25 protein-coding genes are annotated in these 23,807 nt (G+C 48.0%); 8 read left to right on the top strand and 17 right to left on the bottom strand.

Features of this window, described 5'->3' with window-relative positions:
• The 3 genes from D7Z26_RS02125 to D7Z26_RS02135 all read left to right on the top strand — a co-directional run.
• On the top strand, positions 1-2,239 hold a 2,239-nt coding region (locus tag D7Z26_RS02125), incomplete at its 5' end, for an S-layer homology domain-containing protein (RefSeq protein WP_147423817.1).
• A 561-nt stretch (positions 2,240-2,800) separates the two neighbouring features.
• Positions 2,801-4,540, top strand: coding sequence for an ABC-F family ATP-binding cassette domain-containing protein (locus tag D7Z26_RS02130; RefSeq protein ID WP_120974368.1), 1,740 nt, complete (start codon positions 2,801-2,803; stop codon positions 4,538-4,540).
• Positions 4,541-5,037: 497 nt separating this feature from the next.
• Complete coding sequence (locus tag D7Z26_RS02135) at positions 5,038-5,547, top strand: C40 family peptidase (RefSeq protein ID WP_120974370.1); 510 nt, start codon at positions 5,038-5,040, stop codon at positions 5,545-5,547.
• 153 nt (positions 5,548-5,700) lie between these two features.
• On the opposite strand, the gene D7Z26_RS02140 is transcribed toward D7Z26_RS02135, so the two are convergent.
• Positions 5,701-6,438, bottom strand: a complete 738-nt coding sequence (locus tag D7Z26_RS02140; protein ID WP_233566562.1) for a YheC/YheD family protein — start codon at positions 6,436-6,438, stop codon at positions 5,701-5,703.
• A 248-nt stretch (positions 6,439-6,686) separates the two neighbouring features.
• Here D7Z26_RS02140 and D7Z26_RS02145 point away from each other — a divergent pair, with 248 nt between their 5' ends.
• Positions 6,687-7,037 (top strand): hypothetical protein, encoded by a 351-nt coding sequence (locus D7Z26_RS02145; RefSeq protein ID WP_120974372.1) that lies wholly within the window; start codon positions 6,687-6,689, stop codon positions 7,035-7,037.
• Positions 7,038-7,621: 584 nt separating this feature from the next.
• Here the strand turns inward: D7Z26_RS02145 and D7Z26_RS02150 are convergent.
• The 4 genes from D7Z26_RS02150 to D7Z26_RS02165 all read right to left on the bottom strand — a co-directional run bounded on the left by D7Z26_RS02150 (position 7,622) and on the right by D7Z26_RS02165 (position 10,466).
• Positions 7,622-8,404 (bottom strand): HAD-IIB family hydrolase, encoded by a 783-nt coding sequence (locus D7Z26_RS02150; protein ID WP_120974374.1) that lies wholly within the window; start codon positions 8,402-8,404, stop codon positions 7,622-7,624.
• An 88-nt stretch (positions 8,405-8,492) separates the two neighbouring features.
• Positions 8,493-8,975, bottom strand: coding sequence for a DinB family protein (locus tag D7Z26_RS02155; RefSeq protein WP_120974375.1), 483 nt, complete (start codon positions 8,973-8,975; stop codon positions 8,493-8,495).
• Between the two features lie 60 nt (positions 8,976-9,035).
• Complete coding sequence (locus D7Z26_RS02160) at positions 9,036-9,344, bottom strand: MTH1187 family thiamine-binding protein (protein ID WP_120974377.1); 309 nt, start codon at positions 9,342-9,344, stop codon at positions 9,036-9,038.
• 21 nt (positions 9,345-9,365) lie between these two features.
• Entirely contained in the window at positions 9,366-10,466 is a 1,101-nt protein-coding gene (locus D7Z26_RS02165; protein ID WP_120974379.1) for a nitric oxide synthase oxygenase, read from the bottom strand.
• Between the two features lie 225 nt (positions 10,467-10,691).
• On the opposite strand from D7Z26_RS02165, the gene xerS reads away from it, so the two are divergent.
• On the top strand, positions 10,692-11,774 hold the full coding sequence (gene xerS / locus D7Z26_RS02170; protein WP_120974381.1) for a tyrosine recombinase XerS: 1,083 nt from the start codon (positions 10,692-10,694) through the stop codon (positions 11,772-11,774).
• 350 nt (positions 11,775-12,124) lie between these two features.
• Here xerS and D7Z26_RS02175 read toward each other — a convergent pair whose 3' ends face one another.
• Positions 12,125-12,382: a hypothetical protein gene (locus D7Z26_RS02175; RefSeq protein WP_120974383.1), complete on the bottom strand. Its 258-nt coding sequence runs from the start codon at positions 12,380-12,382 to the stop codon at positions 12,125-12,127.
• On the bottom strand, positions 12,357-12,968 hold the full coding sequence (locus tag D7Z26_RS02180) for a DUF3990 domain-containing protein (protein ID WP_120974385.1): 612 nt from the start codon (positions 12,966-12,968) through the stop codon (positions 12,357-12,359). Before D7Z26_RS02180 ends, D7Z26_RS02175 begins: the two co-directional genes overlap by 26 nt.
• Positions 12,969-13,194: 226 nt before the next feature.
• Between D7Z26_RS02180 and fumC the strand changes: the two genes are divergently transcribed.
• Positions 13,195-14,580 (top strand): class II fumarate hydratase, encoded by a 1,386-nt coding sequence (fumC, locus tag D7Z26_RS02185; protein WP_120974388.1) that lies wholly within the window; start codon positions 13,195-13,197, stop codon positions 14,578-14,580.
• A 42-nt stretch (positions 14,581-14,622) separates the two neighbouring features.
• On the opposite strand, the gene D7Z26_RS27395 is transcribed toward fumC, so the two are convergent.
• Positions 14,623-14,784 (bottom strand): hypothetical protein, encoded by a 162-nt coding sequence (locus tag D7Z26_RS27395; RefSeq protein WP_199731642.1) that lies wholly within the window; start codon positions 14,782-14,784, stop codon positions 14,623-14,625.
• A gap of 61 nt (positions 14,785-14,845) precedes the next feature.
• Between D7Z26_RS27395 and D7Z26_RS02190 the strand changes: the two genes are divergently transcribed.
• Positions 14,846-15,166, top strand: a complete 321-nt coding sequence (locus D7Z26_RS02190; protein ID WP_120974390.1) for a DUF3889 domain-containing protein — start codon at positions 14,846-14,848, stop codon at positions 15,164-15,166.
• A 4-nt stretch (positions 15,167-15,170) separates the two neighbouring features.
• Here the strand turns inward: D7Z26_RS02190 and D7Z26_RS02195 are convergent, their stop codons facing one another.
• Entirely contained in the window at positions 15,171-15,896 is a 726-nt protein-coding gene (locus D7Z26_RS02195) for a metallophosphoesterase family protein (RefSeq protein ID WP_120974391.1), read from the bottom strand.
• Positions 15,893-16,216, bottom strand: coding sequence for an ArsR/SmtB family transcription factor (locus tag D7Z26_RS02200; protein WP_120974393.1), 324 nt, complete (start codon positions 16,214-16,216; stop codon positions 15,893-15,895). Before D7Z26_RS02200 ends, D7Z26_RS02195 begins: the two co-directional genes overlap by 4 nt.
• Before the next feature lie 130 nt (positions 16,217-16,346).
• Between D7Z26_RS02200 and D7Z26_RS02205 the strand changes: the two genes are divergently transcribed.
• Complete coding sequence (locus D7Z26_RS02205) at positions 16,347-17,735, top strand: MFS transporter (protein ID WP_120974395.1); 1,389 nt, start codon at positions 16,347-16,349, stop codon at positions 17,733-17,735.
• 125 nt (positions 17,736-17,860) lie between these two features.
• On the opposite strand, the gene D7Z26_RS02210 is transcribed toward D7Z26_RS02205, so the two are convergent.
• The 7 genes from D7Z26_RS02210 to D7Z26_RS02240 all read right to left on the bottom strand — a co-directional run bounded on the left by D7Z26_RS02210 (position 17,861) and on the right by D7Z26_RS02240 (position 23,805).
• A complete protein-coding gene (locus D7Z26_RS02210; RefSeq protein ID WP_158602158.1) occupies positions 17,861-18,325 on the bottom strand; it encodes a GNAT family N-acetyltransferase in 465 nt (154 codons plus the stop codon).
• Positions 18,326-18,537: 212 nt separating this feature from the next.
• Positions 18,538-19,392 carry an EamA family transporter gene (locus D7Z26_RS02215; protein WP_120974399.1) on the bottom strand — a complete coding sequence of 285 codons (855 nt, stop codon included), beginning with the start codon at positions 19,390-19,392 and terminating at the stop codon, positions 18,538-18,540.
• A gap of 16 nt (positions 19,393-19,408) precedes the next feature.
• Positions 19,409-20,443: a phosphotransferase gene (locus tag D7Z26_RS02220; RefSeq protein ID WP_120974401.1), complete on the bottom strand. Its 1,035-nt coding sequence runs from the start codon at positions 20,441-20,443 to the stop codon at positions 19,409-19,411.
• Positions 20,443-21,729: a stalk domain-containing protein gene (locus D7Z26_RS02225; protein WP_120974402.1), complete on the bottom strand. Its 1,287-nt coding sequence runs from the start codon at positions 21,727-21,729 to the stop codon at positions 20,443-20,445. The genes D7Z26_RS02220 and D7Z26_RS02225 overlap by 1 nt, the downstream gene beginning before the upstream one ends.
• A 79-nt stretch (positions 21,730-21,808) precedes the next feature.
• On the bottom strand, positions 21,809-22,615 hold the full coding sequence (locus tag D7Z26_RS02230) for a VanW family protein (RefSeq protein WP_233566563.1): 807 nt from the start codon (positions 22,613-22,615) through the stop codon (positions 21,809-21,811).
• Positions 22,615-23,166, bottom strand: a complete 552-nt coding sequence (locus D7Z26_RS02235; RefSeq protein WP_120974406.1) for a GNAT family N-acetyltransferase — start codon at positions 23,164-23,166, stop codon at positions 22,615-22,617. Before D7Z26_RS02235 ends, D7Z26_RS02230 begins: the two co-directional genes overlap by 1 nt.
• A gap of 6 nt (positions 23,167-23,172) precedes the next feature.
• On the bottom strand, positions 23,173-23,805 hold the full coding sequence (locus D7Z26_RS02240; RefSeq protein WP_199731643.1) for an HD domain-containing protein: 633 nt from the start codon (positions 23,803-23,805) through the stop codon (positions 23,173-23,175).
• Positions 23,806-23,807: the final 2 nt, after the last annotated feature.

The raw sequence follows: 23,807 nt of genomic DNA on the forward strand, positions 1-23,807 counted from the left end.
GACGGCGACATTCGAAGCCGTGATTATCCAGGCCGGGGACGCGACGGATCTGGAACATTTGTTGGTGGATGCGACCCAGACGCTAGCGGGCCATCCCGAAGGTTTAGGCGTAGGACAAGCGTCGGCGAGCGATCGCGGCGCTTTGCAGGCAGCGATCAGCGCCGCGCAGGCAATCGCCGACGATGCGCTGAACCAAACTCAGGCTCAGTTGGATGATGCCGTCGCCGATCTGGAAGCGGCGATGGATTCATTCGAAGCCGCTTGGGTAAGGTTAGTGCTAATGGCACCGGCCAATAAGTTGTACGGCCCGAACAATATTCTTCTCTTTAAGGTACGCTATGGATACGAAGTAATCGTTGCCGGGACGCCGGTCATTTCGCTCACGGTTGGAACTGGCTCTAACACTCGGAAGGTGTATGCCAAATATACGGGAAAACGTAACTTGGCATTGACGGAGCTGACCTTCGAATACGAAGTTCCAGCCGGAATTGCGGATGTGGATGGCATCGAAGTGGCAGCCGCGTTGGAGCTTCCGGACGGCGCCAGCATCGTACGCGCCTCCGGCGGAGCCGCTTCGCTGGCGTACGGGACGCCGAATACGAGCGGAATCTACATAGTGGCGATACCGCCCGATGTTACGCTGACTGTGGAGCCTGACGGATCGACGCGGCAAGTGATCAGAGCGGCGACAAGCGTGTACGGTGAATCGGCTAGCAATGCACTGACGGCGCTCCGATGGCTGAAGGGCATTTTCAACGCTGCTGATTTCACCAACGGAACAGGCGGAACCGATATTTTGTCTGAGCATCGATTCAGTGTCTCTGCGAACGGCGATTATACCGTATATGCCCGAGACGAGGCAGGCAATGAAGCGGTGAAGGTGTTTGCCGTTACCGGTATCTCAACACCGTCTTCGTCGGTTGGCGGTGATCGACCGGTGGCATCGAATTCCACCGTGACGATGAATCCGGAAGGCGGGATTACCGCACTTGTTGATTCGTCCGACATCGAACAAGTCACACGTCCTGACGGCACGGTGATCGAACAGGTCATCCTCTCCGAACGGATGCGGGAGCGAGTGCTGGAGCTTCTGAGAGAGGCGAAGGAACCGCATGTCACGATTGAGATTGAGTTAAAAGATCGGGAGCATGCCGTGCAAACACGGCTTCCGGCTGCTTGGATCGCGGAGATGGCCAAAGCTTACCCGAATGCGATCATTGAGGCGAAGCTGAACAGATCCAGCTACCAATTGCGAATAAGTGCGCTCGACCTGGCCGGTTTGGCGGAACGGCTCCATGCGGAAGCATCGGATTTGACCGTCAGCATCATTCAGGAGCAGGCCGGCGAAGATATTCGACATGAGATCGAACGGATCGGCATCTCCCAAGGATTTACCGTATTCGGTGGCGTCATCGAATTCAAGGTAACGGCGGAAGCGAACGGGCAAACGTCGGAGGTGCAAGATTTCGGGGGAACGTATATGATTCGGACGATCAAACTGGACGGGGAGGCGGCGAACCGCAACCTGGTTGCCGTGCAGTATGATCCGGCGACCGGAACAGTCGTTTATGTTCCCGCGCGACTGGACACTAGACCTGACGGATCAACGGAAGCAATTCTGAATGTGCCGCATAACAGCCTCTACACGGTCGTAGACGTGAAGGCCCGAACCTTCGCCGACTTAACCGGACACTGGGCGAAGGCGGATGTGGAGCATTTAGCGTCCAAGCTGTTGGTGAACGGCGTTACAGCCGACCGTTTCGCGCCCGATGGTATCATTACGCGGGCGGAATTTTTGGCCTTGCTCGTTCGAGGGCTGGGGCTGTCCGTGAAGGCGGACGAGGACAGTTCCCCTTACGCGGATGTCCTTGCATCTGCATGGTATGCACCAGCGGTCAATTCGGCGGTGGCGAACAGACTGGCGACCGGCATCGGTGCGGATCGTTTTGCGCCCAACGACCTGATCACCCGCGAGCAAATGGCCGTGATTGTCGGTAGGGCCTTAACCTTCTCCGGCCATGTAACCGGTGGCGATGGGCGAGCGGACAATCCGTTGGCTGCGTTCACTGATCGCGACTCCATTTCTTCCTGGGCGAAAGCGGCGGTAGCCCGTGTATCGGAAGTTGGCATCGTGAAGGGGATGGAAGACGGACGCTTCGCGCCGACGGAATATGCGACGCGGGCGCAGGCGGCGCTCATGCTAAAGAGGCTCCTGCAATACCTGCATAATATCGATTAAACTCTGTTGCACGATCACTAACGGGGAACTATTGCTCAACATACACGACGGCTGCCGGCTAATTAGTGCGGCTGTCGGGTGACAAGAACATAGTCGATTAAAGTCCGCGTAAATTGCGTATGTGCCTCAGGCGGACTGCTAAGCCACAGTGCGCAACCCCATCGTACCGAGGCGCTCGTTTTTTTGCAAAGACCAAATTATTCGTTTCACAGGAATTCTAACGGGAGACGATAGTGTAATAAACGAGATGTTCTATTCAAAGAAACCACTCCATTGTCAGGAGTGGTTTTGTCTTTATATACTGATGTATATTTTGTGGTCAAACCGTTCTTTGTGCTTAGATACATTACGGTGAACCGTATCACAAGTAACGTCAAGTTTTTATTGTATTACTCGAATCAAGTATGCAAAAAATCAAACTTTGATCCCCAAGGTATGGAATACGCAAATAGATTGTAGTTGGTTGTAAACAGTGTTACTCTAACAACGGTAAACTTAAAATGTATGTTCTGCAGTGCATCTAGTAATAGTCACCATTTCAGTTATAAGAAAGGTAACACTATGATAAAAGTTGAAAACTTATCCTTCTCATTTCCGCAAAAAGAACTATATACAAACATTTCATTTACGTTAGAAGAGGCACAACATTGCGCTTTTATTGGAACAAGTGGCAGTGGTAAAAGTACACTGATAGATATACTGATGGATTCAGAAAGATATATGTTCGAGGGCAAGTTAGAAATGGACCCGACTTTCAAAATTGGGTATGTAAGTCAATTCTCGCAATTTGACAGAACTAAAGAAACAACCGTTTTTGAATATATCGGAGATGAATTTATTAAGATACAAGATGAAATACAATCTATTTGTACTGAAATGGAAACATCATCGGATATTGAGCCGTTACTCGAAAAGTATCAATTAGCTTTAGACGCATTTGATTCAATCGGTGGGGAAGATTTTGAAAGCAACATTAATAAGAAACTAAATCAAGCAAACCTCATGAAGCTAAAAGATCTTAGGGTATCCGACCTGAGTGGTGGGGAATTCAAACTCATTCAAGTGATGAAGGAAATGCTTAATAGCCCAGACTTAATGATAATGGACGAACCAGATGTATTTTTAGACTTTGAAAACCTAAATGCGCTTAAAAATCTTATTAATGCTCACAAAGGAATACTGCTAGTTGTTACGCACAACCGATATCTATTGAATCATTGTTTCAATAAAATCTTACACCTTGAAAACACGGAGATCCAAGAGTTTGATGGGCGATATATGGATTATAATTTCTCATTACTACAGACTAAAATTGAGTTACAAGAACTCGCAGTCGCCGAGAAAGAAGAAATTGAGAGAAACGAGAAAGTCATAGATCATCTAAGAGCGATTGCAACTTTTAATGCAGATGCCGCTAGAGGTAGAGCGTTAAAAGCTAGAGTTAGTTTTCAAGAGAGATTGGAAGCACGTAGAATTAAAGCGCCATTTGTTGATATTAAGCAGCCGACGATCAGTTTCGGTATGGATAATGAAATTGAAGATACCACTGTTATACATGTCAGTAATTATAGTGTTGCCTTTGATCAGTTGCTTTTAGACAATGTTAACTTTGAGATAAAATCTACGGATAAAGTGGCTATTATTGGTCCAAACGGTACCGGGAAAACGACTTTACTCAGAGATATCTTTAACAATAATCATGATTCAATTGAAATAAATGCTGATGTTAAAGTGGCTTACTTATCTCAGAGTCAAGGTGAAATGCTAAAGGATTCGAATACAATATTAGAAGAATTCATCGATGCTGGGTTTAACACTTATGATGAGGTTAGATCGTATATTTCAAACTATGGCTTTGAAGGAGAAATCGTTAATCAAAAGATAGAATCTTTATCTGGTGGAGAAAAAAATATGCTTCAATTGGCTAAAGTTTCTGCCAGTAAAGCAAACGTATTGCTTCTTGATGAACCGACAAGTCATTTAGACACCTATACACAAATCGCGCTGGAAAAAGCCATTGAAGACTATAAAGGTGCGATTCTCATGATATCTCATGATTTCTATTCTGTTGTAAATGGTATGGATTATGTATTAATCATTGACGATAAGACGATTAGAAAGATGAGTATCCGAAAATTTAGACAGATGATTTATGCTAGTCATTTTGATAAAGACTATTTAGAAAAGGAACAAAGAAAAAAATCAGTTGAAATGAAAATAGAATTGGCTTTAAAGAATACTGATTTTGAACTTGCAAAAGGATTAGTGGATGAGCTAGAAGCGCTGATTAAGTTGCTTTAAATTACAACCCTCTGATTGAAATAAAGACCTGAATTAGGCTCATAAGCAAGTGAATTGGGACATCCATTGGGTGTCCCAATATTTTTGCGGTAAACCCGTAATAATTTGCGCCGGAGACTACGGATCCGGTTCGAGACTACTTTTGTCACGATTGGGCAGGATAGTTCAATGACAACAGGTTGCCGAAAGGCGGCTTTTTTTACAAACGGCAGGTTATATTAATTCCCTTGGGAATACTTAAAGGATGTGGAGCAGTGTACGGATGCTTTAACGGCTACTACGGAACAGCCATTATTGCGTTAATGGGCAGAGAGGATTAGCGAATTTGTTTTACTCTCAGAAAATGATAAATTCTTTGTTGTTTTTTCATAATTAGGTGAATAGGCTGGCTATTTGGGCATTTCTTTTCTCATTGGGACAAGCTGGGATAAAAAACCGTGATACAATCGGTTTTGTGATTGATCGATCCCAAAGTCCTCGAAAGGAAGTGCGCAATCATGAAAAAATGGTTTATTGCTTCTTTAGCTGCATTGTCGTTCATTTCAATAAACTTCTCAAGAACAGAAGCGTTTGCAGCAACCGCTCAAACAACTCACGCGGCACCGACGCAAACCGTCTCAGTTACATCGGTTGAACAAAAAATCGTCGACAATGCAATTTCCTATATTGGTAAAGTACATTATAAATTCGGCGTACGTGACACACAAAAGCTTATTCTTGACTGTTCTGCGTTTACCCAATTGGTATTCAAAAATAGTGGTATTTCCATTCCTTGGGGTTCTAGAGCCCAAGCCCAAATTGGCACGCTCGTTAAATCGAAGTCCGACCTGCGTGTCGGCGACCTGGTTATGTTTAGTATCGGAACTCCAGGAAAAATTTCGCATGTTGGCATCTATATCGGCGACGGCAAGTTTATTAACAATCAACCTGGCGTTGGCGTAAATATCAAAAGCTTAGATAGCGGTTACTTCAAAAACCGATTCATCCTGGGACGTCACGTCGTTTAAAGGACAAGCCCAACAAGTGTAAAGAGTCATCACATGTAGAAGTCCGAAAAAGTCCGCGCTTCGCGGGCTTTTTTGAGTTTTCTAATTCATTTTGTCACTAACGATTAATCGATCGCCCATAAAATTGTGGGAATTGCATGGCGGTTCGTTTCATCACTTTGATTTTGAGTATCTTAGAATTCTTTTGTACATCGTTTTATTTTCCAAAGTGTTAAATATGCTCATATCAGGCTGTGTATTAATCTCCAAGATCCAAGGATTCATTTTATGATCAATTGCGATATCAACTCCGAATGCTCGTTTACTATTATAACTTTTGCCAAGGACAGTGCATGCATCTTTCCCTAGTTTCTCAACTTTTTGAATGTACTGTTTCCTTGATACGTCATTCAAATGTGGTTTGAGCAAGATATTTACGGGTAATGGAGTTCCTCCAGAATGAAAATTTGTTACTATTTTATTACGCTTCGCTTGCCTTCCAATAATCCCTGTCACATCTAATATTCCTTTTCCATTCTTTTGTACCATAACTCTGATATCGAAAGGACGATTATTGTGTTTTAACATTAGAATTCCTTTTTGAACAATATATTTATCCCTAATAAGATTCCTTTTAACCGAAGCAAATAATTCATTTAATGAGTTAAAATTATGTGCATTCGATCCGATGTGTAAAATAAAGTTATTTTTTCCCCTGGTTATTTTATATATTCCACGACCGCCTGTTCCTTCATCAGGTTTTAAGTATACTGATCCATACAATCTCAGCATTATTTTAATGTTAGATAAAGTTGCTTCTCGTGTGTCTGGCAAGAATGTGCTTATCATTTTATATTTCTTCATGAAATAGTACTTTCCCAATTTACCCATTTTATATTTTACCTTTTTCACACGATCAACCTCCAATTGTGTTGCAGAAGTAATATATGCTAAATAAAATATACGGTACAGGGTTAAAAGCTTATTCTGTGTTAACAGGTTGTAACTAATTTGGCTACAGATGAAGGGGGTGGAGAAAGCGGTCTCCTTTTTGTGTACCGATTCCGATCTTCAAGGATAATCACGGGAAAGAATCTGTGTTTTACTTGTTGAGTTCAATTACTACGGACATATATCCACGATATGAATAAGGATTCCAAATGCCGACTTTTATCGGATATTTTGTATCACGAAGAAATCAAGGTAAGAAGGGGGTAGGTAATCAAATCCTACAGCTCTCAATGCTGCGTTACTTGGATCGATTTGCTGAAAAGGCAATAATTAATGACGAATCGGGTAAAACATTTCATTTCACAATGACCGGTTTTAAGCACCGGTTTGGCTTGAAAATTACTAAGGAAGGATTAAGTATGGCGCAGATTCATCAATTGATCGCAAATGTCATGGATGTGCGCGTTCCGGTCACGCATGTATTCGACAAAGCGTTTAGCCGCCGTAATAATGGCTCTGAGCTCGTTACGAAGGAGTTCACGCTGATCCATGAAAACTGAACCTCCAGTGCGAATGGTACAAGTGAGGGCGAAAGTACCAAAAAAGCCTAGTCACGGATTTAGCCGTTACTAGGCTGCGCAAAGAGTTCCCAAATTACATATGTATAAAATACGGGTTTTGTGAAGTAGTAGTATAAAGAAATACGAGAACTATCGTGCTGGCACTTGTTTAATCAACCATCAAACATTTTGCGTTATTACACACAAGTCACTTACGTTCATGTATTTTCTCTTCTTGTTCATTAATTACATTGTTCTTTATTATAATGAATCTCCGATTGCATTCGATTGATGATGACAATAACGAACTCTCGGTACAGCATTTTGTTCTACGCACACATTTCAAACGCCGGCCGATAAGATTAAATTAATTTTTGTCTATCAGACGTTCAGCTCACCAAATCCTCAATCGAATCATTTTCATCATCGATATAATTCAATTCGTTACCGCTATTTTCGATTTTTATTATTTAAATATCAATCACTTGAATATAAATATAAGTTCAGTCCATGATGATTTCATGAATCTTGTGTAAACTCGTTTATTTACAAATTTATGCAATTCGGAAGTTAATGGCCGAAGCTCAAGTTAATGCTCGGCTCAATCCACGATACATGGCCGAAAGTTCATTTAGTTTATCGACGATTCGATCCTCGATGCTCTCGTCATTCGGAATCGTTTCAGAAGCGAACTTCGCGAGCTCATCATGAAATCCGATCATTACGGAATGCTTCGCGTTCATGAACATCGAGACGTCGTTCGCATCATTACCGAATGCGATGTAACTCCCCTTCTCGATGTCTAACTTACGTAAAGCATTCCATTTATGAACTTCATTAGGACTGATATCGAGAACGTTTTCGTTCGCATGGTTATGAACCTCTACATTTACAGCAGCTATTTCTTCGGACAATTTTTCCATGTTGCTCGCTGTCAGGATTAATACCTTAACAACCGATTCATGCGCATCCAAAGGAATCATTTTCGCTAATTTAGCCGGATCCACATTTTTCAGAATGGGATGCTCCTGTGCGCCCGTATAGGAGTAATCCCATTCTCCATCGATTAAATAAGTGGCTTCGTATTCGTGTAGAAGTCGGGTAATTGTTGATCTTTGATGGTCTGAAAAGGGTTCGGAAAATATCAACTTGCCGTTACTGGATATCAGCGATCCATTGCCGCCGATCAGGGTGTGACCATGGAATCTCTCGTCCATAACGGGCAGGATGTCTCGAATCGGTCTTGCCGAGGCAACAATGACACGATGGCCATTTGATTGAAGTGAATCCAATGCCTTCAATAATTTCTCCGTTACCGGCCTTCCTTTGTAACAAATCGTTCCGTCCAAATCAAATACGAAATCCATGTTCCCACTCTTTCCGTTAAAATGAATATGAATAATGTTTACGTAATATAAGTTATGTAAACAATGAATGAAGAATTATTTAATGGAGTTAATTATCTATTCTAATGAGTCCTTTTCCAATCAGATTCGCGGAAACGGGTTGTTTGCCGATTTCTCGCGCCCATACGGATAATTGACCCATGTGATGAATATGATGGGCGCTCACGTGGCGCGCGACTTCCCCCCACGCAAAGGTTTCAATCCGACCATCCGGACGAACGTCGACAAACGGACGGGCTTCCAAGCTTTCGTTCCATGCGTTCACGAATTCTTCGACCTCCGGTCGAAAAACACGATCTAATTGTCTGATTTTCTCAATGGTATTGTAATTATCGAAACTCTCCTGAAAGTCGGTCTTCCCTTGAATAATGCGAATCCAGCTCCATTCCACGTCTACGACGTGAAATAACGTATGCAGGATGCCGCCAACCCCGCCCGTGCGGCGGCGAATCAATTCCTCGTAGGGTACATCTTCGCACCATTTATACCATTGCTCTCTGATAATCCAATTATATCGGAACATAGTTTGCATGATATTGTTACCTCACTTTTTCGGAGTATGAACCTATTTCGTCTCTTTTCCGGCTACTGCTTATTGCTTCAATTTTTGTTCGACGGACCGAAGCTTCTGCTCCATCGTGCCTTTCTTGTCCCTACGATCGTCGATCGTAATCGAGGTGGATACCCTCTGAGCCCCATTCTGGAACGGAACTTCATGCATCTTCCGAACGATCGCGAGCACGTCGTCGAGTTCTCCTTCGATAATCGTGCTCATCGGCGTTAACTGGAATTTGACTCGTTCTCCGGCATCCATCAGCACTTGATGTACGGCGGCAACGTATTCTCCTACGCTTGGCGTTCCCGTTCCCAGCGGTACGATCGTGACTTGCGCAATGGCCATCTTGAACTCTCCTTTTATGAGCTAATAGGGGCGGGCCTGGGATACATAATCGGGACTAACGTTCTTCTCCGTCAAATCGCTTTGATTCCAAATCGGCGTAGCCGCAGGAGACATGGGTGGGATCAACCACGACCATCGCGCGTTGACTTCTCGCCCGTTCGCTTCCTCCCTTTTCTTGAAACGCATGAACTGCTCTGCAGCCGTATGGTGATCCACGATGCTGACGCCGTTCGCCTTGAAGGAATGGATGACGGCCGTGTTCAGCTCTAGCAGTGCCCGATCTTTCCATAAGCTCGTATTCGTAGAGCGATCTAAGCCAAACGCATCGGCAATCGCTGGCAGTTCGTCGTAACGATCCACGTCGGCCAAGTTGCGAGACCCGATCTCCGTTCCCATGTACCATCCGTTAAAAGGAGCCGCCGTATAGCGAATGCCTCCGATCTCGAGCGCCATATCCGAGATCATCGGGACGCCGTACCATTTCAATCGCAGTTCGTCGAAGCTTGCTGAATCCGGATGGATTAGTTGAACTTCCTTCACGAATTTTTCGGGAATATCGAACCATTTCGGTTCTTGGTCCCCGATTTGAACGACTAACGGCAACACGTCATACTTCGTGCCTCTCCCCGTCCAGCCAAGTCGTTGGCATTGTTCCGTGAACGCGATCGAAGCCGGATCGCCGATGGTTCCTTCTTCCGTCGCATATCCGGCATAACGAATCAATTGATGGTTCCAAATCCGAATGTCGCCGGCACCGGCTTCTTGCGCCCGGAACACGGTAATCGTAGACCTGATCCGACCGTCGTTCGTCGCAAAGTCGATATGTTCGAGCAGTGCGGCGAAGACTTCCTCTTCAGAGCTTAGATGTCTGCGATCGATCACTTCAAGCGATTCCCAGAAAAGTCTTCCGATGCATCGGCTATTGTTGCGCCAGGCTACTCGCGCGCCGAAGATAAGCTCCTCCGCAGTGTGCGTATAGGTACCGGTATCATGCAGCAGCATCGTAACTTCCTTAATGCGGTGATCACAATTCTTTTCGGAAAGCCCCGTTTCCGCGCTAAACAATCGAATATACGCGTGAGCTTCTTGTTCGATCGACTCATTGTTAACTACGTTAATCATTTTGTCATTCCCACCATGTTTACATAATTATAGTTATGTTATTATTGCTTGGAAATATAGTTAAAACTCATTCTCTATTGTATCAAACTCCTTGTTCCGAACGAAATGAATTACTCCTATTGACAACAAAACAACACATTCCGATTCGTTTATTGCCTTCGTCCCCAGACTTGAATAAATCTTCTTCTAGGCTTACAGTTACAATATAGCAAATGAGGTGAGCAGATGAACCTGCAGAAACGCAAAGACCGGCTTGAACTGGACAAACGGGTTCCGGGCATGCCTTGGTATATCGAGAAATTCATCAATTATAAGCTGCCGGACCTCTCTCCGTCCTCCCTGCTCGAATACGTCAGGGATTACGAGGTATTTCTCTCCTGGCTGATGGCGGAAGGCTTGACGTCCGCGGACAAAATAACGGCGATTCCATTACTCGACTTGGAACGGTTGCACATGGACAGCGTAGATAACTTCAGGATGTTCTTGGCTACCAAGCGAGATCATGCCAATACGAGAACGACGATTTCGCGTAAGCTCTCTTCCCTCCGCTCCTTATTTCATTACTTAAGCCAGATCGCGGAGGACGAGGAGTTCTATCCCTTGCTCAAGCGTAACGTAATGGCCAAAGTATCGGTCAAACGCACGCAGAAACCGAAGGATACGGCCGCCAAGCTTGAAGGGAAGCTCCTTCAGGAACAAGAAATCATCGAATTTATTAACTACATTAAACAAGATTATGCCCATGACGTCGCGAAAAACAAACAAGCGATCTATGCGCATGACTTGAACCGTATTCGGGACTGCTGCATCGTCAGCCTCATTCTGAATTCCGGGCTTCGGGTATCCGAGCTCGTGAACTTGAACATGGACGACCTCGATTTCAAGAAAAAGCTCGTGTACGTCTTCCGCAAAGGGAAAAACGACGACACGTTCAAGACGCCCGTTTATTTCCGTAACGATGCGATCGCCGACCTCGAGCAGTACCTGGCCCTTCGCGAATCGAGATACAAAGCTCCCAAACGAGAGAAAGCGATGTTCCTCGCGATCGCGAACGGCAAGAAGGAAGGCTCGCGCATGACCAAGCGGGCAATCCAAGAGATGGTCATCAAATACGCCAAGAGGTTCGGCAAGCCATACCTTTCCGTACATAAGCTTCGCCATTCCTTCGCGACCGATTATTACTTAAGCAACGACCTCTACAAAACGCAGGAGCAACTAGGTCACGCCTCACCTGAGACAACGCAAATCTACGCGCATCTCACCGACAAGACGATGGCCGAAGCGATCGACAAGCGCAAGGAAGACTAATTCTTATCCATGTTTCGCGCATCATAAGAAGAGGATCTCCTCCCAAGTCTACCAAGACCTTAGGGGGAAATCCTCTTTTTACTTCTCGTTTATCGGTATACCTGCATTTACTACAGGCAGTTTAGCTTTATAGAATGACTATTGAATGAGCACCTGCATTTGCTACAGGCTAATTCGATCGAATTTGAGAAAACACGCGAAAATGAATGATTTGCCTGCAGTATTTACAGGTTATTAAGCTCCAAAACCCGATTCTGGAGAAATTGACTGCAGTTTTTGCAGGTTGCTATAGGTTGAATGGTGTTCAGTAGTCGAGTTGTGTTTCGCCGGCCTTAAAAGCCGCCCCTAGCTTAAAGAGCCAAAGCCGCGGCTTCTTCTCTGCGCTTCTGAATGGCGTTCGTCCATTCTTTGCCCGTTCGTCCCGCCTGCGTCGCGATGTGGAAGTATTCCGCGTAATCCGCTGCCATCGGGTACCCTCCGATAAGCCCGATGACCGCACGGTATTCCTCGACGATTAACTTAGCCGCTGCCGGAGCGTAGCCGTACAAGAGCTGAAGCTGCTCCACGATCGCTTTCTCGTAGCTATTCAAGCGTTTCTTCTGCGCCATACGATCGCCACCTCTTCCCTTGATAGACATATGCACCGGTAAGGCGAAGCATCGGAGCGAGCTCCTCGTCGCTGAAAGCGATTTGATTGCCTAGCTCCAGTCCGTCCAACCGCCGATTGGCGTGATTCCTCGTGATTTTATCCAGAAACCAGACGTTGTCTTTCTTTAATCTTAATCCATCCTGCACGATTTTTCCAGTATCCGCGTCCGCCATCGGCCCTATTATGATCTGCGCGTGAGACTCGCAAGGGTCATTCCCGTACTCGGGAATCGTCCGGTGTTCATAAATATATTTACCCCATGTAGGGGAAATGCCGGCAAAGATTCGATAATTCGGCTGAAAGATCAAACGCTCGGGCGAGAGCTCGATCTCAAGTACGCAAGGTCGGCCCATGTTCAGCTTATCTTGCATAGACCTCGCCCAGTTCTTGGCCTGTTCGATCGAGATCGTTGTATAGAAGCCTTGTCCGAAATCCCTACCCTGTTTCCAATAATTCTTGTTCAGAATCCGATTCTTAAACGATTCATAGTATATATCCAACGTGCCGTGATAGACGCTAGAGGGGAATTCGATATCGATGCTCATGCGCTGCTCCTTCGAATTAGGAGATTACGAAACATGATTCTATTATAGCTTTCATATGGATATCCATGGAAGTCCGAATTGTTCATAATATTAACTTAACAAAATATTAATTATGTTAACACAATATGTTTTATTTACCGAACCGATGTTTATTTTGAGTATAGAAAATAGATGCTACTTCTAGGGCGTGAAGTTTAAGACAAATATGCGATTACGAGGTGCAGCGATGGAATATCGTATCGAGAAGGATTCGCTCGGCGAGGTACGGGTTCCCGCCGACAAAATGTGGGGAGCGCAAACGCAGCGAAGCTTGTCCAACTTCAAGATCGGCACGGAGAAAATGCCGCTTGCGCTCATCCGCGTATTCGCCCTGCTCAAAAAAAGCGCCGCGATCGTCAATTTGGATCTAGGTAAGCTTAGCAAACCGAAGTCGGATGCGATAGTTATCGCCGCGGACGAGATCATCGAGGGACGATGGGACGGCCACTTCCCTCTTGCGGTTTGGCAGACCGGTAGCGGCACGCAATCGAACATGAACGTCAATGAAGTCATCGCCAATCGCGCGAATCAGCTTCTGTCCGATGCGGCCGATAGCGAACGCGTTCATCCGAACGATGACGTAAACAAGTCGCAAAGTTCGAACGATACGTTCCCGACCGCGATGCACGTAGCTTCCCTGATCGCGGTAGAAGATCGATTACTGCCTGCTATCGGCGTCCTAAAGGAGACGCTTCAGCAGAAGAGCGAGCAATTCGCCGAAGTGATTAAGATCGGCCGGACCCATCTTCAGGACGCTACCCCGCTCACTTTGGGTCAGGAAATCAGCGGCTGGGTTCGCATGTTGGACAAATCAGAGAAAATGATCCGGGAGAGCGCGGAGCATCTCCGGGAACTTGCCATCGGGGGAACGGCCGTCGGCACGGGCATTAATGCCCATCCCCTCTTCGGTGCCAAAGTCGCGGAGAAGATCGGCGAGCTAAGCGGCAAACGTTTCGTATCCGCCGACAACAAATTCCACGCGCTTACGAGTCACGACGAACTCGTACACGTCCATGGCGCCATGAAGGCACTTGCCGCCGATCTCATGAAAATAGCCAACGATGTTCGTTGGCTAGCCAGTGGCCCTCGAAGCGGAATCGGCGAAATTACGATTCCCGCTAACGAACCGGGCAGTTCGATTATGCCGGGCAAGGTTAACCCCACCCAATCCGAAGCATTAACGATGGTCGTGGCTCAAGTCATGGGTAATGACGTGACGATCGGGTTCGCGGCAAGTCAAGGGAACTTCGAATTGAACGTGTTCAAGCCGGTCATCATATTTAACTTCCTGCAGTCGACCGAGCTGCTAGCGGATGCGATTCATTCATGGAACGATAATTGCGCAATTGGCATTGAAGCCAACTTGGCCGTTATCCAAGAGCACGTGCAGCGCTCTCTCATGCTCGTCACGGCTTTGAATCCCCACATCGGCTATGAGAACGCGGCTCTGATCGCGAAAGCCGCACATATCAAAGGGCAAACCTTGAAGCAAGCGGCCTTGGAGAGCGGATTGCTGACGGAACAGCAGTTCGACCAAATCGTTCGCCCCGAACAAATGATCCACCCCCGATAATTTCCTAGTCGAAAATCAAAAAAAGTGAGGAGCCGAGGCTCCTCACTTTTTGCTTTTCGTTCTGGCTAGCCAGAATACGAAGACGATGATCGGAATGAGAATGAACCACGGAAGATGAATCGTGCTTTGCGTCATGATGACGAATAGCATTAAGACAATGAAGCCGACAATAAGATAAAGGCAGCCTCTTCCGAACGTTTCCAAGCCATTCCTCCTCCTCTCCGAGGGGGTTCCGACCAGAGAACTAAGCATAAGACGAGGTGTAATGAAATTGTCCCTCTTTCCACGACTGACCCTTGTCGCGATGCTGTTCGCGTTATTAGGTAACGCTCGAACGCATGCGCAGCCGCCGGAATACGCCCAATGGGGAAAAGTCGCCATGGATCGAACCAAGGCGAAGTATCCGGGGGCGATCATTGACTATTGGCATGTAGGACGTACGCAAGTGTCGGCCGACATTGCCGAAGAGAAGTTCAAGCTTTGGCTACGAAATGGCACATTAGAATATGGCGTATGGGTCACCATAAGATTTTATACGGCGAACGACCGAATCATAACGATTGATTTAAGTAAAAAGGACCGTTAATTCGCTAGTCTCGTCCGTTAGCAAGCGCCTTATAGGTCGTGAAAGTGAAGTTTTCGTCTTCGAAAACGAGTGCATTCAGTTGTTGCCCGTATGCGCAGCCGCCGTCGATTCCGATCTTGTCTTCTTGGAACCATACTTCCGCCGAATCGTGTAGCTCCATTGCCCTCGTATGCCCGAAAACCACTTTCTTGTTGGCCCGGGTTTTATTTCGGATGAAATCGTTCTTGATATACATAAAGTCCCGCTTCGGTTGTTTTCTCCAATCCGCAAACCGCGGATTAAGTCCGGCATGTACGCAAATGAGGAAATCGCCCTCGTAGTAATAAGGCAGCTTGTCCAGAAAGGCGATATGATGAGCGAATTTGGCGTTAATATGCGCTTTCGCCTGCTCGAAACGTTCCGCATCGAAATTAAGATCATCAGAATCGCAATAGCTTGCCAGAGTCTGGCGCCCGCCATGCTCGAGGAAGCGATGCTGAATGTCCGGATCTTCCGTTCGGATGAGATCTACCATTCTCTGATCGTGATTGCCCCGCAAGGCGATCGCGCGATGATTGAGGACCAGGTCCATGACTCGGTCTACGGTCTCTTTGCTATGCGGTCCCCTGTCTACGTAATCCCCTAGCAAGATCAGTTGATCGTTCGCGGAATCGTAACGAATTTGGTCTAACAGTCGATTTAGCGGCTCGACACAGCCGTGTATATCACTAATCATGATCGTTCGCGTCATTGTATCTTTTCTCCCGTGCGTTCATAAGCTTCTAGTATTGACCCGAGCAAACCCGGGAATCGGTATTCCAAATCTTCCGTACGAAGCGATAACAAACGCTGCGTTCCATGCACGCGCACGTGAACGACGCCCGCTTCGCGCAATGTTCGAGAATGGTGCGACAACGTGGATTTCACGACGGGAACGTCGATTTCTCCGCATGAGCGCTCGCCCGATCGTTGAATTTCAGAGATGATGAATAAGCGAACAGGATCGCTTAACGCATAAAGCACGGACGAAAGCTGGATCTCTTCCCGGTCGGGATGATGAAGGTATTTCAAGTTACGCCCCCCTTATTGGAACGTTGAGAGTTAAATTTAGAAAATGTAGTCATTGCATGATATCGGATCCCATGCTATATTTCTAATATTCGATGACAATCGAACAATAGAAAAAGAGTGAGGGATTCCAATGTCAAAACCAATTGTATCAGAATCGTCTGACGGAGTCGACAGTTCTGCCATGCGCGAGGGGCTCGTAACCGGATTGCTGGGTTTAACCGTCGTCCTTGTCATCATGAATACGATGATGTTTAATTTGGCGTTGCCCGACGTGTCGCGAGATTATGGGTTATCTCCTACTTCCACCTCGTGGATCGTCACGGGGTACTCCATCGTATTCGCGATTTCATCCATCACTTTTAGCCGCTTATCGGACTTCATTCCCATTCGTAGACTTCTGCTTATCGGGATATTCAGCTTAAGCTTTGCCGCTATCGCGGGATATTTCAGCGATAGCTACCTGATGCTGTTGGTAGCGCGTATCGTGCAAGCTTCGGGAGCCGGTTCGATCCCGGCGCTGTCGTTAGTGCTTATCTCTCGCTATATTCCCGTCCAACGTCGCGGCAAAGCGATGGCGACCGTCATGTCGGCCGTTTCCCTTGGTCTGGGGCTTGGCCCGGTCGCCGGCGGCGCCATCGTCGAATACTTGGGTTGGCATGATCTGTTCCTCGTCACGGTAATAACGCTACTGCTCGTTCCTTTCTTCGTCATCTTTATTCCGAAAGAAAAACCTAGCCGCGGATCATTTGACGCCTTAGGCGCTCTGTTCATTGGCGTCGGAACGACGGGTTTGCTATTGTTCCTCACGAATCATTCCTGGATCGCGTTAGCGGTCGGGTTACTGTCGATCGGGTTGTTCATCCTTCGAATCCGTACGGCTAGGGAGCCGTTCGTATTGCCTGCGTTATTTCGCAATCGTTCGTATTTGTCTCTAGGCGCCGTAGGTATCGTCGCTTACCTGTGCAGCTTCGCGACGCTGTTCCTAATGCCGCAAATCCTAGTAGGTCAATACGGACTTACGTCCATAGAGGCAGGACTCGTCATTTTCCCGGGATCTCTTCTGTCGATGCTTATCTCTCGCCAAGTCGGCAAAATCATCGACGTTAGCGGAAATGGACGGATTATTCGGTACGCTCCTTTACTCGTGCTTGCCGCCGTTGCCTTGTTCGCCTTGTTGGAGAAATCCGGATATGTAGCGATTCTGTTCATTTACATGCTGCTAAGCGTCGGTTTTACATTCTTGACGAGCAGCATCTCCAATGAAATGTCGCGAATCCTAAAGCCTGCTCAGATCGGATCGGGCCTCGGGCTATTCCAACTGCTGCAATTTTTCAGCGGCGCGTTCGGTGTCGCGATGTCTGCCAGCGCTTTAGGCTGGCAGAAGCAGCTTTCCCTCTCGCAGGCTTATAGCAACATTTACTGGGGTTTGGCGTTCTTATCGATCTTAGCGATAGCCAGCGCTTATTCTTACCTCAAATCCCGCTCCATCGTAGTATCGCAGCAAGCGCAAGCCATGTAATCCTGCGAGCTGAAATGCTCGGTGAGCGAACAAAAAAATTATGCCGGTCATCGGCGCAAAAACAGCGCCACCCGACCCCTCATCCCGAGGCGGGTGGCGCTGTTTTCTTCATCCGTTCGGGCGAGCTATTCCAACGTGAGTTCCTTCACGAACAGGATCTCACCGATTCCATCGTTAATGCCATTAATGATTCCGCATTCCTTGAACCCGACATGCCGATGCCATTGTTGAGGTTCGGCTTCATCGACCTGCGAAGAACTATACAGTCTGTTCAGGCCGCGGGAAGCGAGGTGGTTTTCCGCGAAGGCAAGCAGCTGTTTGCCGACGCCTTGGCGTTGCCGATCCCGTTCGACCCGAATTAATCCGATATACGGATACTTGGACCACAAATACTCTAACCGAATAAAACCGACGATTCGCTCGTCTTTGCGCGCGATAATGATCTCGTTGTGTTGAAGCTTCCATAGAATCTGAGCGGAGGATAAAGCTTGATCCCATTCCGCGATATCGGAAATCTCGTTTAGCGTTGCGAATCCGACGTTGTAATCCTTGTTGCTATTTGACCCCTTAAACACTATCAATTCAGACACTACGTTCACCCATTTCTGTTCACATTGCTAATTCGTTAGCCAAGTAGCTTAACACGACGACGCTATCGATGAGAATCTTGTCGTTAGAGATTAGGAAGCGTTCGTACCGACTCTCCATGCGAGTCCCTCCTCCGGTTCATGCCACCTTCCTATCTTACCTCGTTCCGGCTTGCCTATCAACGCGAAATAGAGCCATCATGCGAATTAATGGCTTATCCGGCCTGGGATAATAGAACGATGCCTGCCGTAATGAGGACGGCAGCCGCGATTCTTCCGCTTGCCTGTCGTTCTCTCAGAATGAAGATGGCCATGACGGTTCCGAATACGGTTCCGATCTCGCGCATCGGCGCTAACTGCGACACGGGCATGAACTTTAGAGCGATTAAGAATAGGATATATCCTCCCGGAGCAAGTATGCCTCCAAGCAGGATCGTTCGCCAGTTCATGCTCCACTCCCGCTTTAATTGGCCTGAACCAAGCGCCAGGTAGGTCAAAGCTATGAGATTGCCGACGTTGGATAACCAATTGAGGATTGTTGCGGGAATATAATCCAACGCGAGCCTATCGACTACTGTGTACGAGGTAATCAGTATTCCTACCGTCATGGCGAGCAGTACAGTCTTGTCTCCCCAGTTGGCTAACGTTAACCTTGTACCCTTCTCCCCGCCCATGGCGATCCCGCCGACGATGAGCAATATTCCCAGCCACCCGATTAGGGGAAGCGCCTCTTTCAGAATAAGCACGCTCAGCAAGGGAACGAGCAGCGGACTTGTCCCTCGCATAATCGGATACACCTTGGACATATCCCCGAACACGTAAGCTTGAGCGAGTACAACCACGTACAAACCGTGCAGGAGCATGCTCAGACCGATAGTTAACCAACCTACTGGGGAAACGCCCGGAAACGAATCAGATTGGTACAGCATGATCGGGAGGAAGATAAGGATCGCCGTCCACTGGCAGAACCAGAGAAACGCGTGTTTGTTCAAACTGCGCTTCGTAAAAAGGTTCCAGGTCGCATGGGATAATCCGGATAGTACTACGAGTAGGATCGGGACGAAGGACAATCGTTCAGCCGCCTTCCTAGCTAGATAAATACCGAATGCCTAAGCTTAATAGCTCATCTTTCCGGCCGTTCAGCTTTTTCAATCCTTCGTAGGCGGATAGCGTTTGTTCGCGAACGACTTCGGGTCCGTCCACGCCGTCCCAATATCGGCCAAGAAAATGCAGGAATACGTCGAGCATTCGCAATTCGACGAGTAGCGGAATCGCTTCTACCTCCTCGCGGTTAAAGCTGATTTGCTCTCCGACGCCGATAAGGAACTTTTCCAGACTGTTCGCATGTTTGTTCTCGTTCCCGCTATTATTCAATAATCCGGAGACGATGACGGCAACTTCCATAACCCTGAGATCGCGCGTGCAAAACTCGAAGTCGAGTATCGCCGCAATTCGGTTCTCGTTAGTACCCGAAACAAGCGCATTGGAATGATTGATGTCCCCGTGAATAAGCTGATGCGGAAGCAGACGAAATCGCGGCAACGTCTCGCGGATATTCCGAATCGCTTCATGGACGGCTCCTAATGCCTCGGCGAGTTCCTCGAATTCCTCCGGCGGTTCGTTACTGAATTTTGCGACATTATCGGGCGTGCAGAGCGGGTGCGCCGAGTCCATCTCGTAATACGGAGGATACATCGGATCCCTCTTCGTCTCCACGCCTTGCAACGCCTTGCTTAATTGTCCTGTTGCGATGCCGAAGGCGTAAGCGATGCTCGCGTCGTGTTCCTCGGGACGCTTACCCTCGATATAAGAAAACAAACAAGCCAAGCGATCGGAGCCGTCAGTCAGCTTGACGACCGTACTTCCATCACGTGCCTTGGCAGGCTCGGGGACGCGAAAGCTCATCCCCCCGTCATCGTTAAGAGCCATTAATATCTCATGCTCGAAAAGAACTTTGTCGATGTCCTTGTGCGTCTCGTAAATACGAAGCACCCAACGCCGTCCGTCCGCCTCGACGAAACGAGTCGTGTTGTTCCAACCGGACAAGCCATCCGTTATCGTCCATTTCTCTTCCGCGGCGAAATAATGACTCAATATCTGCTCGAAAATCGTTAATGACATTAATTGCTACTCCCTATTCTCGTCGCGGTTTTGTCGATGGCATTCGCGAAATCGTCCCCATAGAACGTCAATCTCCAGAAGGCGGCGCCCTTTAAGCCGTACCTCTTTGCGATTCCCAGCTTATCGTCGACCGAGTTCGTCGTTTCGCTCCACAAACTAATGCCTAGCAGAAGCTTGCTCTTGGCGACTCCGGCTTTAAGCAGCATTTGGACGGCTTCCTCGACTTTGGCATTCGGCTCCGGTGTATGTCCGGACGGACCTTGCGGTTGATAATCGTATGCCATCACGACGAGATCGTCCGCCACGGTTGCAAGCGTACGGTAATCATATCCCTTATAAGCGCCGTTCGGAGGCGGTACGGCTAAGCTCAACTTAATGCCCGTTTCCTTCAGCTTGCTTGCGATAACGGTTGCGTAATCGTTCAGAAGCTTCTGCTGGGAAGCCGCGTCCAGATTTAAGCCTAGCCCTTCGAAGTCGAGCAACACGCCCCCGAAGCCGTTTTCTTGCGCGATCCTGACGATGTTTTCTATTGATCGGCTACGCAACGTCTCGTCGCTTAACATCGTCGTCAGCTCGTTCTTGCCGTCGACGGAGTAAACCATCAGATAAGGCTTGGCTCCTTGCGCATCGGCATCCTTCACGATCGATTCGGGCGTGACGTCTCCGGCGGCTTCCGGCCAATAATAATCTTTGCCTTCAAGCGTAAGCTCGCCTTTCTCGTCGATTCGAGCCCATCCGAAAGCGACGGAGTCCATCGAAGCGATTCTTGAACGCTGAGCGAACGATTTGAGCGCGTAAAATGCCCTAAGATGCATCTGCGACCTCGCCGACACGATCTTAACAGTGCTCGTAGCGCCGTTCCATGAAACAGTGGCGCCGAATTGCGCACCGAAGAAGCCGAGCGGAATGAGGACTTGTTCATTCACGATGAGCGGCGCTGCCGTTAGCTTTACGGGCTTGCCGTCCACCTCGGCTACCTTCTGTCCTAATCGCAGTACGACTTCGCGGTTAGCGCCGTTTACGGATCCTTTCGCGCGAACGCTCTTCGTTTTGCTATCCCACGATACATCGATACCCAAAGCCTGCGCCAATGAACGAAACGGTACCATCGTAAAATTGTCTTTTACGACGGGCTTAACGCCTAAGTTCAACGGAATATCGTCCAGAACGACTTGAATTTCCTTCGTAACGGCAGCGGCTTGCGCGGTACTTGTAACGAAGGACGGTCCTGTTGTGAGCATGGCGGACAAACCGAAGACGGCAACTGTTTTTCCCCATTTGTTCATATGAATTCTCCTAGAATATATTTGATAGAATAGGAGAATTATAGCAGACTGATAGACCGATAGAAACCGCCGGAAGAACCTAATCGTGGAGTAACGGAGAATACATCATGAGCGCGTGATTTTCCGTAATTTCCTCTTCTCTGATCCATTCGCCGTTCAGAGCGTAAACGTCGCGATAAAGCCGATTATGCCTCGCATACCCGCCCCAGGGCTCGGACGTAATACGGTGATCCCTCTCTTTGACCTCGTAACGGTAGCGCGACGGATGATCGCATTGCCAGCTGCCGTGCAAATATTCGCCGTCCAGCCGTAGCTGCAGACGATAGGTATAAGTGGTGTCGTTCGTCACGCGCAAATCTCTGTAATTGTAAGCGCAAGTAGCGCCGCTTCCGAAGGGTTGGGTGCGGCTCGCATCCGGGAACACGTCGTAACTATGGCGATGCCGCTCCGTTACGGTAAGCTCCGTATGTAACGTCATCCAATAGATCAGATTGGACAACTGGCACAACCCGCCTCCGACTCCCGTGCGGACCTGTCCGCAGAACAGGACCATGCCATCGACATACCCCTTGCGACGCGTGGGATTACCGATCATTCGCCAATAAGAGAGCGTCTCTCCCGGTCTTAGCACGATGCCGTCCAGACGCGGAACGGCAACGGAAAGGTTAATGATTTTATTATGTTGCAACTGCATGTCCGTATTGGCCAGTTTACGCAATAACGGCGTTCTATGAGATGCGATTTCGTGCTTTAAAGACGCGGCTTGCCTGTTTTTGGCGAACTTTATGCGGCCGAACGTCCATTCCAAATAACGTTTTGTCGTATAGGCCCATTTTCCCGCCCGGATTCGAAGCGCGGAGCGCGATATCGGTCTGAGCTCGGGCATCATGGTTCGCCGGCCGCTTTCCAATCCGACTTCAGGATGCCCATCTGCACGATATCCGAGTACTTGCCGTTCTTGTATTGGCGCTCCCTTAGACGTCCTTCTTCGATAAACCCGCAGCTCAAGTAACTTCGGATCGCGCGTTCGTTAAAATCGTATACCTGCAACTCCAGACGGTTCAAGTTCATTTCGCGGAAAGCGAACCGTATTAGCAACTTCATCGCCTCCGTTCCGTAACCCATTCCCATCTGATCTAACGACCCGATCACGATGCCTACGGTACCGACGCGATTTTTCCAATCGATGGTATCAAGATTCACTTGACCGATATACGCTTCCGTCTCCGGATCCGCGATCACGAAACCCCTGCTATCGGAGCTTCCTTCCAGCATCGCGTCCAAGAACGCTTCGGTCGACTGTTCCGGATGCGGATAGAGGAAAATATCGGACAGATGGCAAACGATCTCCGGATCGTTAACCCAGCGACGAATCCATGGCAGATCATCGTTCCGGTATTCTCTAAGCATAATTCGCTGACCTGACAATCGAGGCATAAGACCTCATTCCTCCTTAGTCGATACGGGGTCATCCCGCAAAATACCTAAGTCGATCGATTTCTGCAAAATATCCTGAGTGAATTTCCACAGCGTTTCCGAAGCCTCGCGTACGGGCTGCAATCGCTTCAGCACCTGCGAACGGACGATGCCGTTGTTCTTCCAGCTTACGCCACCGGTGTAGTGATTATGGATGACCGGTTGAAGTCTATCGAGGGCTGCGGCATACTTGGCTTCGGGAGTCTCTCCATCCTCGAACTCGCGCCATAACGTCATCCATTCGTCCCGTTGGTCTTCGGGCAGTATGCCGAACAAACGTTCTGCGGCCGCATTTTCCCGCTCCTCCTTATCTTGATAGCCTACCGTATCGTACGCGAACGTATCTCCGGCATCGATCTCGACCAGGTCGTGCAAGAGCAGCATCCGAATGATACGGTGAAGATCAAGCGAAGGCTCGTTCGCGTGTTCCAGCAGCAGCACGGCCATCAACGATACATGCCAGCTATGCTCGGCAGTATTCTCGTGCCGACTCCGATCCATGATGAACGTCTTGCGTAGCACGGTTTTGAGCTTATCGATTTCCACGAGGAAAGAAATTTGTTGCGTCAGGCGTTCGTTGCCGATCCATATGTCAGTCATCT

The organism is Cohnella endophytica, assembly GCF_003628305.1.
GTDB lineage: Bacteria > Bacillota > Bacilli > Paenibacillales > Paenibacillaceae > Cohnella > Cohnella endophytica.

Bases quoted from the DNA above. Each gene is read 5' to 3' on its own strand.
- D7Z26_RS02130 (WP_120974368.1), top strand. From the start codon at position 2,801: ATGATAAAAGTTGAAAACTTATCCTTCTCATTTCCGCAAAAAGAACTA.
- D7Z26_RS02135 (WP_120974370.1), top strand. From the start codon at position 5,038: ATGAAAAAATGGTTTATTGCTTCTTTAGCTGCATTGTCGTTCATTTCA.
- D7Z26_RS02145 (WP_120974372.1), top strand. From the start codon at position 6,687: ATGCCGACTTTTATCGGATATTTTGTATCACGAAGAAATCAAGGTAAG.
- D7Z26_RS02150 (WP_120974374.1), bottom strand. From the start codon at position 8,404: ATGGATTTCGTATTTGATTTGGACGGAACGATTTGTTACAAAGGAAGG.
- D7Z26_RS02155 (WP_120974375.1), bottom strand. From the start codon at position 8,975: ATGCAAACTATGTTCCGATATAATTGGATTATCAGAGAGCAATGGTAT.
- D7Z26_RS02160 (WP_120974377.1), bottom strand. From the start codon at position 9,344: ATGGCCATTGCGCAAGTCACGATCGTACCGCTGGGAACGGGAACGCCA.
- D7Z26_RS02165 (WP_120974379.1), bottom strand. From the start codon at position 10,466: ATGATTAACGTAGTTAACAATGAGTCGATCGAACAAGAAGCTCACGCG.
- xerS (WP_120974381.1), top strand. From the start codon at position 10,692: ATGAACCTGCAGAAACGCAAAGACCGGCTTGAACTGGACAAACGGGTT.
- D7Z26_RS02175 (WP_120974383.1), bottom strand. From the start codon at position 12,382: ATGGCGCAGAAGAAACGCTTGAATAGCTACGAGAAAGCGATCGTGGAG.
- D7Z26_RS02180 (WP_120974385.1), bottom strand. From the start codon at position 12,968: ATGAGCATCGATATCGAATTCCCCTCTAGCGTCTATCACGGCACGTTG.
- fumC (WP_120974388.1), top strand. From the start codon at position 13,195: ATGGAATATCGTATCGAGAAGGATTCGCTCGGCGAGGTACGGGTTCCC.
- D7Z26_RS02190 (WP_120974390.1), top strand. From the start codon at position 14,846: ATGAAATTGTCCCTCTTTCCACGACTGACCCTTGTCGCGATGCTGTTC.
- D7Z26_RS02195 (WP_120974391.1), bottom strand. From the start codon at position 15,896: ATGACGCGAACGATCATGATTAGTGATATACACGGCTGTGTCGAGCCG.
- D7Z26_RS02205 (WP_120974395.1), top strand. From the start codon at position 16,347: ATGTCAAAACCAATTGTATCAGAATCGTCTGACGGAGTCGACAGTTCT.
- D7Z26_RS02220 (WP_120974401.1), bottom strand. From the start codon at position 20,443: ATGTCATTAACGATTTTCGAGCAGATATTGAGTCATTATTTCGCCGCG.
- D7Z26_RS02225 (WP_120974402.1), bottom strand. From the start codon at position 21,729: ATGAACAAATGGGGAAAAACAGTTGCCGTCTTCGGTTTGTCCGCCATG.
- D7Z26_RS02230 (WP_233566563.1), bottom strand. From the start codon at position 22,615: ATGCCCGAGCTCAGACCGATATCGCGCTCCGCGCTTCGAATCCGGGCG.
- D7Z26_RS02235 (WP_120974406.1), bottom strand. From the start codon at position 23,166: ATGCCTCGATTGTCAGGTCAGCGAATTATGCTTAGAGAATACCGGAAC.
- D7Z26_RS02240 (WP_199731643.1), bottom strand. From the start codon at position 23,805: ATGACTGACATATGGATCGGCAACGAACGCCTGACGCAACAAATTTCT.